The following is a 14391-nucleotide window of genomic DNA, read 5'->3' as shown; positions in this document are numbered from 1 at the left end:
TTCCCATCAATCCATGAACGGATCGCGCATCAGGATCGTGTCGTCGCGCTCGGGGCTGGTGGAAACCAGCGCCACCGGCGTTTCGATCAGTTCCTGCACGCGCTGGATATACTTCACCGCATTGGCCGGAAGATCGGCGAAACTGCGCGCCCCGGCGGTGCTTTCGCTCCACCCCGGCATTGTCTCGTAGATCGGTTCGACTGCGGCTTGGTCGGCGGCATGGCTAGGGAAATAGTCCATGATCTTGCCGTTCAGGCGATAGCCGGTGCAGATCTTCACCTCATCCATCCCGTCAAGCACGTCGATCTTGGTCAGCGCGATACCGGTTACACCGCTGATCGCGCAGGTCTGGCGCACCAGCACGGCATCGAACCAGCCCACCCTGCGCTGGCGTCCGGTAACGGTGCCGAATTCGTGGCCGCGCTCGCCAATGCCCTCGCCGACCTCGTCGTCGAGCTCGGTCGGGAAAGGCCCGCTGCCGACCCGTGTGGTGTAGGCCTTGACGATGCCGAGCACGAAGCCGGTGGAGTTGGGTCCAAGACCGCTGCCGGCTGCAGCAGTGCCGCTGACCGTGTTCGAGCTGGTGACGAAGGGATAGGTGCCGTGGTCGATATCGAGCAGCACGCCCTGCGCGCCTTCGAACAGGATCTTGGCGCCCGCCTTGCGGACCTTTTTCAGGCGTTTCCACACCGGCTGGGCGAATTGCAGTACGAAGGGCGCGATCTCGCGTAGCTGGGCGAGCAGTTCCTCGCGGTCGATCGGCGGCTGATCGAAGCCTGCCCGCAGCGCGTCGTGATGTGCGCACAGGCGATCGAGCTGCGGTTCGAGATGATCGAGATGCGCCAGGTCGCAGACGCGGATCGCGCGGCGGCCGACCTTGTCCTCGTAAGCCGGCCCGATACCGCGGCCCGTGGTGCCGATCTTGCCGCTTCCGGCTGCCGTTTCGCGCAGACCGTCGAGGTCGCGATGGATCGGCAGGATCAGCGGGCAATTGTCGGCGATGGCGAAGTTGTCAGGATTGATCTCGACGCCCTGGCCCTCGAGCTTCTCGACCTCGGCCTTGAGATGCCAGGGATCGAGCACCACGCCATTGCCGACGATGCTCAGCGTACCTGTCACGATACCGCTGGGCAGCAGGGACAGCTTGTAGGTCTTGTCGCCGACGACAAGCGTGTGGCCCGCATTATGGCCACCTTGGAAACGCACGACCGCGTCTGCCCGGCTAGCGAGCCAGTCGACGATCTTGCCCTTGCCCTCATCGCCCCACTGGGCACCGATTACGGTCACATTTGCCATGAATACGCCTTTTCCCCTGCCCGGGGATCCACAAGGTCCTTCGACAGGACTCGACCAAGGGATGGAATGGAGAAGCGGATAGCCGCTTCAAATGCGGTGCGCGGGTTAGGGGGCTGAAGGTGCCGCGTCAAGCCGCTCGCACAGGCACACCCATACAGGAAAGCAGGGGATCAGCCCGCGCGGGGAATGGTGCAGGCCGAGGCAAAGCCGAGCCCGCGCTTGATCGCGGGAAACAGCCGCCCGCTGGCCGCACCCAGCGCCAGCTCGGTGCGAACCTTACGGCCGTAAAGCGCCTCGATCCGGTCCCCCAGCTCGGCCGCAGCGGCGACATCGCCGGAGGATACGGCCATGCCGAAATCATAGGCCAGCGCATCCTCGTCGCAATCCGGCCTGCCCATCAGCGCGTTCTGGATGCGATCGGGATCGAGACCGTCGGCCAGAGCGAACTGACGGACGATCTCGACACAGGGGCCGCAATCCTCCACGCGGGTCGAGCCCAGCCGGGCCATGTGCAGCAGCGGCGCAGGCGCGTGATAGCGATGACCGGACAGCAGCATGGCGTGCTGGAATTTCTCGGTCGCGAAGCCCGCTGCCCGGTCGAGATCGTCCAGATAGGGTTCGGCCTTTCCGGCGACCTTGCGCATGATGGAGAGAAACAGGTGCTTGGGCAGGGGAACAGGCGAGATCCGCTGCCGGGCCACCTGCACTCCCACAGCGAGCAAGACCAGCAGCGGGGGACCGAGCACGCCGGGGGCATCCTGCCAGAAGACGTCCGGGCCGCAAATGCCGGTGGTCACTTCGTAAACATGGAAAGCCCCATGCGCGGCAAGCCAGCTCATGCCGATCAAGGCGGCTCCCCAACGAAGCGCAAGATTGGCCGACGCGAACAGCAACACCGCGCCCGAAACAATATAGGCAAGGCCGATATCGCCGATGAAGTGGCGATTGGCCGGCCCGGTTGTCTGGACGGTCTCCAGCGTGCCGTACCAGACCAGCGGGTCGGCCAGCATGAAGACGCCATTGGCCACCGCGAAAAGCGCGACCAGTGCGATCACCGCTTGCATCAGCCGGTCGAGGCCATCAGGTTTGCCCAGCATCGTACTTCTCCTTATATTTGGACATTGAATATCCATTTATAAGATGGCGCGCAAGAGGGATTGGACAAATGCGGATCAACAAGGGTGTCGAATGGGCTGCGCATGCCTGCGCGCTGCTGGCGCCCCTGTGGCCAGATCGCGGCCTGTCGCTGGCCGCGCTGGCCGAGTTTCACGGCGTTCCGGAACCCTATATGGCCAAACAGATGCAGGCCCTCGCCCGCGCGGGGATAGTCAATGGTGGGCGCGGTCGCAGCGGCTTCTACAGCCTGGCCCAGCCGCCCGCAGACATCTCTTTGCTCGATATTTTGCTGGCGGTCGATGGTGACGAACCGATGTTCCGCTGCACCGAAATCCGCCAGAACGGCCCCTGCGCCAGCAAGCCGGAGGACTGCAAGCTGCCCTGCAACATCGCCGCCGGTTTCGCGCAGGCGGAGGTCGCCTATCGCGAAAGCCTCGCGCGGATCGACCTCGTCACGCTGAACCGCAGCGTCGCGGCGCAATTGGGACCTGCCAAGGTCGAACAGGCGGCCGGCTGGATCGCGGACAATCTGCGCTCGCGCGGCTGACCTGCCGGAAACAAGTCTCCGCTGCATGATTGATAAGGCAAAGGAGACACAATGACCGATTATCCCACACTCGCTCTCAACGACGGCCGCCAGATTCCGCAACTCGGCTTCGGCACCTGGCAAATCGAGGACGACCAGGCCGCTCAAGCGGTCGAAACCGCGCTCGACGTTGGGTACTGGCTGGTCGATACGGCCGCCATCTACCGGAACGAACGCGGCGTGGGCGACGGGATAGGCGACTGGTCCGATATCTTCCTCCAGACCAAGATCTGGAACGAGAGCCAGGGCTACGACCGGACGCTGAAGGCGGCCGACAAATGCCTCGAAAGGCTCGGCCGCGATCATGTCGACATGCTGTTGATCCACTGGCCCTGCCCGGACAAGAACCTGTTCGTGGACACATGGAAAGCGCTGATCGAACTGCGCGACCAGGGCAAGGCGAAATCGATCGGCGTATCGAACTTCCGCGAAGAGGATTTGAAACGCATCGTCGATGAAACAGGCGTCACGCCCGCACTCAACCAGATCGAACTGCACCCGAGCTTCCAGCAGCGCGAGCTGCGCAAGGTGCACGATGACATGGGCATCGTCACGCAAAGCTGGTCGCCGCTCGGACAGGGCGGCGGCATGGACGCAGCCGCGATCCAGGAAATCGCGGGCGAGACCGGCCAACCACCCAGCGCGGTGGTGCTGCGCTGGCACGTCCAGCACGGCCTCTGCCCAATCCCCAAATCGACCAGCCGCGACCATATCGAGCAGAACTTCGCCGCACTGTCGTTCACATTGTCGGACAATCAGATGGCGCGGATCGACGCACTCGACGATGCAGACGGGCGGCTCGGGCCGGATCCGGCCTCGTTCGAGGGGTGAAGCGAGGGGGATGCGGCGCGCGCAAGGCGGTGCTAGGGGGCGCCGCGTGACCGACGACAAGACCAACCTCCCCATCCGCATTGCCGCGCTCTACCAGTTCGCGCGGTTCGACGATCCTGCCGCGATCAAGCCCGACTTGCTTGGCGCGATGGAAAAAGCAGGGGTGCGCGGCACTCTGTTGCTCGCACGCGAGGGGATCAACGGGACCATGGCGGGGAGCGACGAAGGGATCGAGGCGGTCCTCGACCATGTGCGGACCCTGCCCGGCTGCGCGGAAATCGAGGTCAAGGAATCGCGCGCGGCGGCCATGCCCTTCCACCGCACCAAGGTACGGCTGAAAAAAGAGATCGTGACCATGGGTCAGCCCGATCTCGATCCGCTGGCGGGTGTGGGCACCTATGTCGCGCCCGACGATTGGAACACGCTGATTTCCAATCCCGAAACGATACTGATCGATACGCGGAACGATTACGAAGTGCAGATCGGTACTTTCAAAGGTGCGATCGATCCCGAGACCAAGAGCTTCCGCGAATTTCCCGAGTGGTTCCGAGCCAAGCGCGCCGAGATCGAGGCGCAGGGTGGCGCGCCCAAGATCGCCATGTTCTGCACCGGCGGCATCCGCTGCGAGAAATCGACCGCTTTCGCCCGCGCCGAGGGTGTGAAGGAGGTGTACCACCTCAAGGGCGGCATTCTGAATTACCTCGAACATGTGCCCGAAGACGAAAGCCTGTGGCATGGCGAGTGCTTCGTCTTCGATGAGCGCGTGAGCGTGGGCCACGGCCTCAGGCTCGGCGACCATACACTCTGCCGCGCCTGCCGTCGCCCGCTGAGTGCAGAGGATATGGGGCACGAACACTATGAGGAAGGCATAAGCTGCCATCGCTGCTGGGATGAGCGGACGGACGAACAGCGCGCGCGCTATGCCGAACGGCAGCGGCAGGAAATGCTCGCCGAGGCGCGCGGGCTGGAGCATGTCGGGCGGCGCGAAGAAGCGGACACCGATGGCTGACGCGGTGCTCTACAGCTTCCGCCGCTGTCCTTACGCCATGCGCGCCCGGATGGCGCTGAGCGTGAGCGGCGCGCGCTATGAGCACCGCGAGGTGGTGCTCCGCGACAAGCCACCACAGATGCTCGAAGTGTCGCCCAAAGGCACCGTTCCGGTGCTGGTGACGACGGAGGGCGAGGTGCTGGAGGAAAGCCTGGACGTCATGCGGTGGGCGCTTGGCCAGGGCGATCCCGAAGGCTGGCTGGACCGCGACGACCCCGCACTGGTCGAGACCAATGACGGGCCTTTCAAGCACCATCTCGACCGCTACAAATATGCCACGCGGTACGAGGATGTGGAGCCGGAGGAGCACCGCGCGGTCGCAATGGAAATTCTTGCGCGGCTGGACCGGCGGCTGGATGAAAGCGCTTATCTTCGCGGCGCAAAACGCGGTTTCGCGGATATCGCCATTTTCCCGTTCATCCGCCAGTTCGCGAATGCCGACCGCGCCTGGTTCGACGCACAGGACTTGCCCCGGCTGCAAGCATGGCTGGCAAGGCTGGTCGATTCGGAGCTGTTTGCCGGGGTGATGCACAAGCATCCCCAGTGGAAGGCCGCCTAGAGCGCCTTCGGCTCCTTGCCGTCGAGCACGTGCGAACAGCCGAGCGCGCCAGCATCGTCGCCGTTGGACACCGCGGCAACCGTGCGCCAGCCGATCGCCCGCAGCCGCGCCGCCGCATCGCGATCGTGGCCCAGCGGCAGGAAGAGCTTTTGCGCTTCCTCCGTCTTCATCGGCGCCAGCGCATCGAGCAACGGGTCCATATAGAGCGAGAAGCCGGTCGCGGCCTCGTCGCTGCCCTTGATCGTATAGGTCCCGCCCCGGCCCAGCGCGCCCCGCGCGCCTTCGCCATAGAGCGTAAAACCGAACCAGCTCTGATATTCGAAGCCGTGACGCTCGGTCGGGTCGAGCGTTACGCGGGCGCGGGCGCCGATGGCCTCTGCTACCGCGCGCAGCCCCTCGATGCGGCTGGCCAATACCCCGCCGACATCCAGCGCGGCGAGCTTGGCAATCGCTTCGTCGAACGCGCCGGTCGCGTAAAGCAGCGGCAGATACGCCTCGCCTCCCGCTTCGCGCAGCCCGCCCGCATCCTTGGTGTCGAGCTCTCGCCGAACCGCCTCGCGCTGCTCGGCATCGAGCGGCATCGCATCTTCCGCAAGCGTGTCGACGAGATCGGGTAGCGTGAAATCGACCGAGATAGTGGCAACGCCCGCCGCCTTGAGTGCATCGATAGCGACCGAAACGATCTCGGTTGCCGCCACGACACTGTCGGCGCCGATCAGCTCCGCCCCCAATTGCAGCCGCTGGCGTGCCGGATCGAGCTGATCCGCGCTCAGGAAAGCGACATCGCCGGCATAGCACAGGCGCAGCGGGCGCGGGGCTGCGGCCATGCCGGTCGCGGCGATGCGACCGACCTGCACGGTCATGTCGCTGCGCAGGGCCAGTGTGCGCAGACTGTCGGGATCGGTGAAGCGCACCATCCGGCGCGTCGCCACACCATCCATCCGCCCGGCCAGAGAGCGTTCGAATTCCACCAATGGCGGCCGCACGCGATCGTAACCATGCCCGTCCATTGCATCGAGCACGGCACGCATGGCCGTGGTGATGGTGCGGGCACGATCGGGAAGAGCGTCTTCGAGGCCGACGGGCAGTAGGTCGTCAGGTGTGGTCATTGTTCCTCATTCGTCATCCCGGCCCATGAGCCGGGATCGCTTTCCTCCATGCGCCTAGCCAAGAGCGATCCCGGGTCAAGCCCGGGATGACGATCTGGGGGCGTCAGAATGCCAGAGGCATCACGACCTTCACGCCTTCGAGCGCGCAGGCCTGCTTGACAACTTCCTGCGGGATCGGCGCGTCGACGCTCAAGAGCAGCACCGCTTCTCCGCCCGCCTGGCGACGCCCGAGGTGGAACGTGCCGATGTTGATGCCGTTTTCGCCAAGCAACGTACCGATGCGGCCGATGAAGCCCGGCGCGTCCTCGTTGACGATATAGAGCATATTGCCCGACAGCTCGGCCTCGATGCCGACGCCGAACATCTGCACAAGGCGCGGCGCATCACTGCCGAACAGCGTCCCGGCCACCGAGCGGTCGCCCTGCTCGGTGCCCACGGTCACACGGATCAGCGTGTTGTAGGCGCCTTCCTTCTCATGCCGGACCGAACGGATATCGAGGCCGCGTTCCTTGGCAAGATAGGGCGCGTTGACCATGTTCACCGTGTCCGAATACTGGCGCATCAGGCCTGCCAGCACTGCGCCCTCGATCGGCTTTCCGGACAGGTCGGCTGCCGCTCCTTCGCGTTCGATCGATATCTTCGTGAGGTTGCCATGCGCCAATTGCCCGACGAGACTGCCCAGGTTCTCGGCCAGTTTCATATAGGGCCGCAGCTTGGGCGCTTCCTCGGCGCTCAGGCTGGGCATGTTGAGCGCATTGGTTACGCCGCCATTGACCAGGTAATCGGCCATCTGCTCGGCCACCTGGAGGGCAACGTTGACCTGCGCCTCGGTGGTGCTGGCACCCAGATGCGGGGTCGAGATGAAGCCGGGCGTACCGAATAGCGGGCTTTCCTTGGCCGGTTCGTTCGCGAACACGTCGAGCGCGGCGCCGGCTACGTGGCCGTTTTCGAGCATGTCCTTGAGCGCCTCTTCGTCGATCAACCCGCCTCGCGCGCAATTGACGATACGCACGCCCTGCTTCGTCTTGGCGAGGTTCTCGCGGCTGAGGATATTGCGCGTCTCATCGGTCAGCGGCGTGTGCAACGTGATGAAATCGGCGCGGGCAAGCAGCGTATCGAGATCGACTTTCTCTATGCCCAGTTCGATCGCGCGATCTTCGGTCAGGAAGGGATCGTACGCGATGACCTTCATCCTGAGACCCTGCGCGCGGCTGGCGACGATGCTGCCGATATTGCCGGCACCGATCAGGCCGAGCGTCTTGCCGGTGACTTCGACGCCCATGAAGTCGCTTTTGGGCCATTCGCCCTTCTGCGTGCGGGCATCGGCCGCCGGAATCTGGCGAGCCACGGCCATGATGAGCGCGATCGCATGTTCGGCGGTGGTAATCGAATTGCCGAACGGCGTGTTCATTACCACCACGCCCTTGCCGCTGGCATAGGGGATATCGACATTGTCGACACCGATGCCGGCACGGCCGATCACTTTGAGATTTTCGGCGGCATCGAGAATTTCGGGCGTGACCTTGGTCGCGCTGCGAATGGCGAGGCCATCATACTCGCCGATCACCGCCTTGAGTTCGTCCGGCGTCATGCCGGGCTTCACATCTACATCGCAGCCACGCTCTTCGAAAATGCGCGCGGCGTTCGGGTCCATCTTGTCCGAAATGAGGACTTTGGGTTTGGTCATGATTTTTCTCTCGTCATCCCAGCGAAAGCTGGGATCGCCATCAGTAATGTCGGGAAAAAGCGGATAGCGGTCCCAGCTTTCGCCGGGACGACGCCAATTATCCAGCCTTGACCTGCTCGTAGGCCCATTCGATCCAGGGCAGGAGGCGCTTCAAATCCTCCTGCTCGACCGTGCCGCCGCACCAGATGCGCAAGGACGGCGGAGCGTCGCGATAGCCGTTGAAGTCGTAACCGACGTCGCGATCTTCGAGCAGCTTGACGATTTTCTTGGGCACGGCAGCCTTCTCGTCATCGGGAAGGTTGTCGTACCACTCGCCCTGGAAGACCATGCAGATGCCGGTATTGGTCCGCTTTGCCGGGTCGGAAACCATGTTGCGCAACCACGGGGTTGCCTCGATCCAGTCGAGCACGATCTTGGCATTGGCATCCGCGCGTTCGAACATCGCCTTGCGGCCACCCATCGCCTGCGCCCATTCGAGCGCGTCGATGTAATCTTCGGTCGCCAGCATGGACGGCGTGTTGATCGTCGCGCCTTCGAAGATGCCCCTATTGATCTTGCCGCCCTTCTTGAGGCGGAAGAGCTTTGGCAGCGGCCATTCGGGATCGTATTCCTCGATCCGTTCAACTGCCTTGGGGCTGAGGATCAGCATGCCGTGCTGGGCTTCGCTGCCCATCACCTTTTGCCAGCTATAGGTCGTGGCATCGAGCTTGGCCCAGTCCATCTCCATCGCGAACACCGCGCTGGTGGCATCGTTGATCGTCACGCCTTCGCGGCCCTGGGCGAGCCAGTCCGTATTCGGGATCTTCGCGCCCGAGGTGGTCCCGTTCCAGGTAAAGACAACATCGTTGTCCTGCGGGATACTCGCCAGGTCGGGGATCTCGCCATATTCAGCGTCGAGCGTGGTGAGCTTGGGCAGCTTGAGCTGCTTTACCGCATCCTGAATCCACACATTGCCGAAGCTTTCCCATGCGGCGACCGTCGCCGGGCGATCCGGGCCGAGCATGTTCCACATCGCGCATTCGAGCGCGCCCGTATCCGAAGCCGGCATGATGCCGACCAGGTAATCTTGCGGAACGCCGAGCATCTCCTTCGACAGGTCGATGGCATATTTCAGCCGCGACTTGCCAAGGGCGCTACGATGCGAGCGTCCGAGCGATTCGGTTTTGAGATTGGTGGCGGACCAGCCCTTGTGCTTGGCGGTCGGTCCGGACGAAAAGAAAGGGCGCTCAGGCTTGAGCGTCGGTTCGGCAGTCATGTATTCTCTCCTTACAGAGAGCTCGCGCGGCGTTGGGACCGCGTGGCCCGCCGACCGCACTAATGTTGCGCCGCAACAAGTCAATGCGAAATAGTCATGCAGCGACGAAACGCGGCACGCACGCGACCGGCTCCCCCTCGCCAAACGCCCGCCAGTTCCGTAAAGGGCCGCGATGAACGTTACCGACCTTCGTATCGCGCTGTTCAGCGGAAACTACAATTATACACGGGACGGCGCGAATCAGGCTTTGAACCGGCTGGCCGACTATTTGCTCAGGCAGGGTGCCGCGCTGCGCGTGTATTCGCCGGTGGTCGCCGAACCCGATTTTCCCGCAACCGGCGATCTCGTCGATGTTCCCAACGTCCGCATGCCGGTCAAGGGACGGGGCGAATATCGCCTGCCGCTGTGGATCGACGATCGGGTACGCGACGATCTGGCGAAGTACGCGCCGAACATGCTGCATCTCGCATCGCCGGACCCGGTGGCGCACGGGGCGCTGAAATGGGCGCGCCAGCACGATATTCCCGTTCTCGCCTCTGTTCATACGCGCTTCGAGACCTATCCGCGCTATTACGGCCTCGGTTTTCTCGAACCCGCAGTCGAGGCGATCCTGCGTCGTTTCTATGGCCGCTGCGATGCGCTGGTCGCACCGTCGCAAAGCCAGATCGCCGAATTGAAGGCGCAGCGGATGCATGACGATATCAGCATCTGGTCGCGCGGCGTCGATCGAACCGTGTTCGACCCGTCGAAGCGCGATCTCGAATGGCGGCGCGCGCAGGGCCTGGCCGATGACGATGTCGCGATCGTTTTTCTCGGGCGACTGGTCATGGAAAAGGGCCTCGACGTCTTTGCCGAGACCATCGTTCAACTGCGCAAACGTCAGGTGCCGCACAAGGTTCTGGTGATCGGCGACGGCCCGGCGCGCGGATGGTTCGAAAAGGCACTGCCCGGCGGTATCTTCGCCGGGTTCAAAACCGGCAAGGATCTCGGCATGGCGCTCGCCAGCGGCGACATCTTCTTCAACCCGTCGATCACCGAAACGTTCGGCAACGTCACGCTCGAGGCGATGGCCTGCGGACTGCCCGTAGTGGCCGCGGGCGCGACGGGTGCGGCGAGCCTGGTTGCCGATGGCGAAACCGGGCGACTGGTTCCACCGGGCAAGCCCGATGTCTTCGCACCCGCCTGCGCCGAGGCGCTTGCCCCCTATTGCACCGACGATGCGTTGCGGCTGCAGCACGGCGCGAATGGCGAGAAGGCCGCCCGCGCCTATTCGTGGGATGCGATCAACCAGGCGGTGGTCGAAACCTACCTGCGACTGCACGAAGAGCGCGCCGCCGCCGGATAAACGATCAGCGCAAGACGCCCGCTGCGGCCATCCTGCGCGCGTACCACACTAGAAAGATGGTGATTGCGAAGATCACGAAGGTGAAGATGATCGGCGTCGTCGGGTCGGTCATCCCCGGCATCGGATTCGTCCATTGATGGATCATGCCGAACACCAGCCCCACCAGCGACAAGAGGAAAGCATGTACGGCGAAGCGGCTACGTAGGAGCAGGAGAAGCGAACCGGCGACAGCACCCCATACGCCCAGGCCCCAGGCAATATTCGCCCACAGGGGCATGGCGTCCATATAGGCGATGGCGGCGTCGACCGTCACGCCCGTCGGCTCCATCATGCCTTCGAGATATTCGCGGTTCTCGGCCTTCGACATCAGATAGTCGTAGGCGCCGAACCCGTTCCACAGCAGCGTGACGAATCCTACTGCCCATAAGTGCCACGGCGTCTTTGCGACAGTATTCATGTTGGATACCTCCCCATCGGCCAACCGGCGGGTAGAAATAGCACTTCTGCCCGCCGGTGGCCAATAGGACCCGCTCAGAGCCGCTCGATCTTCTTCGCCAGTTCGTCGACCAGATCGACGATTTCGCGCATCGTCTGCTCGTCGAGTTTGCCCGAGCGCGCGCGGTTCTTGAGTACGCCCGCAAGATTGCCGAGCGCGCGGAACATCTCCGGTGTGGCAAAGGCGCGGCGATGTTCGCCATGGCCCGACAGCCGCTCGAACAGCGCGTCGACCTCGTCCGCGCGTTCTTCGAGTTCGGTGCGTCCCGCATCGGTCGCTTCATAGGCCTTGCGCGTTTCGTCGCCCGCAGCCTGCGCGATCGCGCCCTCATCCTCCAGAAGCGAAAGCGTGGGATAGATCGTGCCCGGACTGGGGGCATAGGCGCCTTCGGTTAGCTCCTCGATCGCCTTGATAAGTTCGTAGCCATGACGCGGCTCGTCGGCGACGAGCTTGAGCAGCACCAAACGCAATTCGCCCGACCCGAACATCCGGCGGCGTCTGCGTCCGCCGCCACGCGGCCCGAAGTCGAAGGTCCAGCCGGGGCCGCCGAATCTCGCGGATGCGCCGAGACCTTCCTTGCATTCCGCCTCCGCCATCATGGCTGCCACAAAAGGCCAGCCACCCATCCTGCGCATTTTGCGCCACTTGTGTGCCTTGTGCATGTCAAGAGTCCTTGTAGTATCTTAGATAGCTCTAAGATATATCTTACTGCTCGAGACGCAATAGTCCGCTGCAATTCCTCTGCGAAGACCCTATGTGAGCCGACCAATGGCCGACCTGTTTCCCGATGACCTGCCCCAGACGCCAACCGGTGACGCCCCGCGCGAGGATGCCCCGCTGGCCGACCGGCTGCGCCCCGCAAATCTCGGTGAAGTTATCGGGCAGGGCCATTTGACCGGGCCGGAAGGCGCGATCGGGCGGATGGTGGCGGCAGGCCGCCTCTCCAGCATGATCCTGTGGGGGCCGCCGGGCACCGGGAAGACCACAATCGCGCGCCTGCTGGCCGACAGCGTGGGCATGCGCTTCGAAAGCGTCAGCGCGGTATTCAGCGGCGTCGCCGACCTCAAGAAGGCCTTCGCCGCCGCCGACAAGGCTGCCGAGGCGGGCCAGCGTACGCTGTTGTTCGTGGACGAGATCCACCGCTTCAACCGCGCGCAGCAGGACGGCTTCCTGCCTTTCGTGGAGCGTGGAACGGTGACGCTGGTCGGCGCGACGACGGAGAACCCCAGCTTCGCATTGAACGCCGCGCTGCTCAGCCGCGCGCAGGTGCTGATCCTCCAGCGGCTCGACCATGATGCGCTGGGCCAGCTACTCGATCGGGCAGAGAAGCTCGAAGGCCCCCTGCCCCTTACGCCGGAGGCGCGCGATGCACTCGTGGCGAGTGCCGATGGCGATGGGCGTTTCCTGCTCAACCAGGCCGAAACGCTCTACAATGCACAGATCGAGGAGCCGCTCGACCCGGCGGGCCTGGGCAAATTCCTGCAACGGCGTGTGGCGGTTTACGACAAGGACCGTGAGGGCCATTACAATCTCATCTCCGCGCTCCACAAAGCGGTGCGCGGCAGCGACGTTCAGGCCAGCCTCTACTACCTCGCCCGAATGCTCACTGCCGGCGAGGAGCCACGCTTCCTGGCCCGCCGCCTCGTACGCATGGCGGTGGAAGATATCGGCATGGCCGACCCACAGGCGCTGGTCCAATGCATGGCAGCCAAGGACGCCTACGAATTCCTCGGCAGCCCAGAAGGCGAACTCGCGCTGGTGCAGGCCTGTACCTATCTCGCCACTGCACCCAAATCGAATGCGGTTTACAAAGCGCAGAAGGCCTCTTTCAAATCCGCGCGCGAAACCGGCAGCCTGATGCCGCCGCAGAACATCCTCAACGCGCCGACCAAGCTGATGAAGGATATCGGATACGGTTCGGGCTACAGCTACGACCACGATGCCGAAGGCGGCTTTTCGGGCGACGATTACTGGCCCGAGGAGATGGAGCCACAGCGCTATTACGAACCCGTCGAACGCGGGTTCGAACGCGAGGTGAAAAAGCGGCTCGACTATTGGGACAAGCTGCGGCGCGAGCGCGAGTGAGGTTCAGCCAATTCCTCGCCATCGACTGGTCGGGCGCGAAGGGGCCGGTGCAGAAGGGCATCGCCCTGGCGGTGGCCGATGCCGGTGGCGGGCCGCCGGTGCTGGTCGATCCGGGCCGCGGATGGTCGCGCGAGGATGTGCTGGCGCTGCTGCGCGAGGACCTGCCCAACGATACGCTGGTCGGGCTCGATCTCGGCATTGCGCTGCCCTTCGCAGATTGCGGCGCTTATTTTCCCCACTGCGGCGGGCTTCTGCGCGATGCACCCGCGCTGTGGGCGCTGATCGACGATATCTGCGCAAACGATCCCAATCTGGGCGCGCAAGAGTTCGTCGACCACCCAGAATTTGCTCGGTACTTCCGCAATGGCGGCATCACCGGGTCCCACTTCGGCTGTGACGGTGCGGACCATGGGCGCGGCCGCTTCCGCGTGACCGAGACAGCGCAAGCGGCAATGGGTTGCAAGCCCTACTCCAACTTCAACCTCGTCGGCGCGGCGCAGGTCGGAAAATCCAGCCTCACCGGCATGCGCATGCTTCATCGGCTACGCAGCCGTCTGCCCGTCTGGCCGGTCGACCGATTGCCCGGAAAGGGTTCTGCCGTGGTCGAAATCTACACCAGCCTCGCGGCACTGGAAGCGGGGCGCAGCGCATCGAGGGCAAAGATGCGCACGCATGAGGCGCTGAACGGAGCGCTGAGCGCCCTCGGCTGCCCATCTGTTCGTGGTAACGGGCCGATCGACGATCATTCTTCCGATGCCCTGCTGACGGCCGCCTGGCTGCGCAAGACTGCTCCCGATCCGCGCCGGTGGCAGCCCGCTGGGCTGACGTCCGCTATTGCCCGCACCGAAGGCTGGACCTTCGGAGCCCTCTAGAGGGCGACGATCGCGACGCCGACGTCGACCTGCCCGGCGGCGGATGCGCTGCGGCGCATTAAGCACGGAAGCGCTGGTCGAGCGGGCAACCCTCAAATGTCGGCGG

At 64.0% G+C, this 14391-nt stretch carries 14 protein-coding genes; 7 read left to right on the top strand and 7 right to left on the bottom strand.

Features of this window, described 5'->3' with window-relative positions:
- Positions 1 to 6 precede the first annotated feature (6 nt).
- Together DVR09_RS06460 and DVR09_RS06455 are read right to left on the bottom strand one after the other, a co-directional pair.
- Positions 7 to 1296: an adenylosuccinate synthase gene (locus DVR09_RS06460; RefSeq protein ID WP_115416219.1), complete on the bottom strand. Its 1290-nt coding sequence runs from the start codon at positions 1294 to 1296 to the stop codon at positions 7 to 9.
- 170 nt (positions 1297 to 1466) lie between these two features.
- Positions 1467 to 2393, bottom strand: a complete 927-nt coding sequence (locus DVR09_RS06455; RefSeq protein ID WP_115416218.1) for a hypothetical protein — start codon at positions 2391 to 2393, stop codon at positions 1467 to 1469.
- Positions 2394 to 2461: 68 nt separating this feature from the next.
- On the opposite strand from DVR09_RS06455, the gene DVR09_RS06450 reads away from it, so the two are divergent.
- The 4 genes from DVR09_RS06450 to DVR09_RS06435 are packed head-to-tail and all read left to right on the top strand — an operon-like array spanning position 2462 to position 5436.
- On the top strand, positions 2462 to 2959 hold the full coding sequence (locus tag DVR09_RS06450) for an RrF2 family transcriptional regulator (protein WP_115416217.1): 498 nt from the start codon (positions 2462 to 2464) through the stop codon (positions 2957 to 2959).
- Between the two features lie 51 nt (positions 2960 to 3010).
- Positions 3011 to 3829 (top strand): aldo/keto reductase, encoded by an 819-nt coding sequence (locus DVR09_RS06445; protein ID WP_115416216.1) that lies wholly within the window; start codon positions 3011 to 3013, stop codon positions 3827 to 3829.
- Between the two features lie 46 nt (positions 3830 to 3875).
- On the top strand, positions 3876 to 4838 hold the full coding sequence (gene trhO / locus DVR09_RS06440) for an oxygen-dependent tRNA uridine(34) hydroxylase TrhO (RefSeq protein ID WP_234041572.1): 963 nt from the start codon (positions 3876 to 3878) through the stop codon (positions 4836 to 4838).
- Positions 4831 to 5436 carry a glutathione S-transferase gene (locus DVR09_RS06435; RefSeq protein ID WP_115417824.1) on the top strand — a complete coding sequence of 202 codons (606 nt, stop codon included), beginning with the start codon at positions 4831 to 4833 and terminating at the stop codon, positions 5434 to 5436. Before trhO ends, DVR09_RS06435 begins: the two co-directional genes overlap by 8 nt.
- Here DVR09_RS06435 and DVR09_RS06430 read toward each other — a convergent pair.
- The 3 genes from DVR09_RS06430 to DVR09_RS06420 form a co-directional block, all read right to left on the bottom strand.
- Entirely contained in the window at positions 5433 to 6545 is a 1113-nt protein-coding gene (locus DVR09_RS06430) for an ATP phosphoribosyltransferase regulatory subunit (protein ID WP_115416214.1), read from the bottom strand. The two genes, DVR09_RS06435 and DVR09_RS06430, sit on opposite strands and share 4 nt — an antisense overlap.
- 103 nt (positions 6546 to 6648) lie before the next feature.
- Positions 6649 to 8232 carry a phosphoglycerate dehydrogenase gene (gene serA, locus DVR09_RS06425; RefSeq protein ID WP_115416213.1) on the bottom strand — a complete coding sequence of 528 codons (1584 nt, stop codon included), beginning with the start codon at positions 8230 to 8232 and terminating at the stop codon, positions 6649 to 6651.
- 97 nt (positions 8233 to 8329) lie between these two features.
- Positions 8330 to 9487 (bottom strand): phosphoserine transaminase, encoded by a 1158-nt coding sequence (locus DVR09_RS06420; protein ID WP_115416212.1) that lies wholly within the window; start codon positions 9485 to 9487, stop codon positions 8330 to 8332.
- Positions 9488 to 9659: 172 nt separating this feature from the next.
- On the opposite strand from DVR09_RS06420, the gene DVR09_RS06415 reads away from it, so the two are divergent.
- Positions 9660 to 10832: a glycosyltransferase family 4 protein gene (locus DVR09_RS06415; RefSeq protein ID WP_115416211.1), complete on the top strand. Its 1173-nt coding sequence runs from the start codon at positions 9660 to 9662 to the stop codon at positions 10830 to 10832.
- A gap of 4 nt (positions 10833 to 10836) precedes the next feature.
- Here the strand turns inward: DVR09_RS06415 and DVR09_RS06410 are convergent, their stop codons facing one another.
- Together DVR09_RS06410 and DVR09_RS06405 are read right to left on the bottom strand one after the other, a co-directional pair.
- Positions 10837 to 11289, bottom strand: coding sequence for a hypothetical protein (locus DVR09_RS06410; RefSeq protein WP_115416210.1), 453 nt, complete (start codon positions 11287 to 11289; stop codon positions 10837 to 10839).
- 74 nt (positions 11290 to 11363) lie between these two features.
- Entirely contained in the window at positions 11364 to 11990 is a 627-nt protein-coding gene (locus tag DVR09_RS06405) for a PadR family transcriptional regulator (RefSeq protein ID WP_234041571.1), read from the bottom strand.
- Positions 11991 to 12096: 106 nt separating this feature from the next.
- On the opposite strand from DVR09_RS06405, the gene DVR09_RS06400 reads away from it, so the two are divergent.
- Both DVR09_RS06400 and DVR09_RS06395 read left to right on the top strand, forming a co-directional pair.
- Positions 12097 to 13413, top strand: a complete 1317-nt coding sequence (locus DVR09_RS06400; protein WP_115416209.1) for a replication-associated recombination protein A — start codon at positions 12097 to 12099, stop codon at positions 13411 to 13413.
- On the top strand, positions 13410 to 14285 hold the full coding sequence (locus tag DVR09_RS06395; RefSeq protein WP_115416208.1) for a hypothetical protein: 876 nt from the start codon (positions 13410 to 13412) through the stop codon (positions 14283 to 14285). The genes DVR09_RS06400 and DVR09_RS06395 overlap by 4 nt, the downstream gene beginning before the upstream one ends.
- Positions 14286 to 14391: the final 106 nt, after the last annotated feature.

Source organism: Erythrobacter aureus (assembly GCF_003355455.1).
In the GTDB taxonomy this organism is placed as follows: Bacteria; Pseudomonadota; Alphaproteobacteria; order Sphingomonadales; family Sphingomonadaceae; genus Qipengyuania; species Qipengyuania aurea.
The sequence above is the reverse complement of the archived record's forward strand: the minus strand, read 5'-3'. Positions and strand labels throughout refer to the sequence as shown.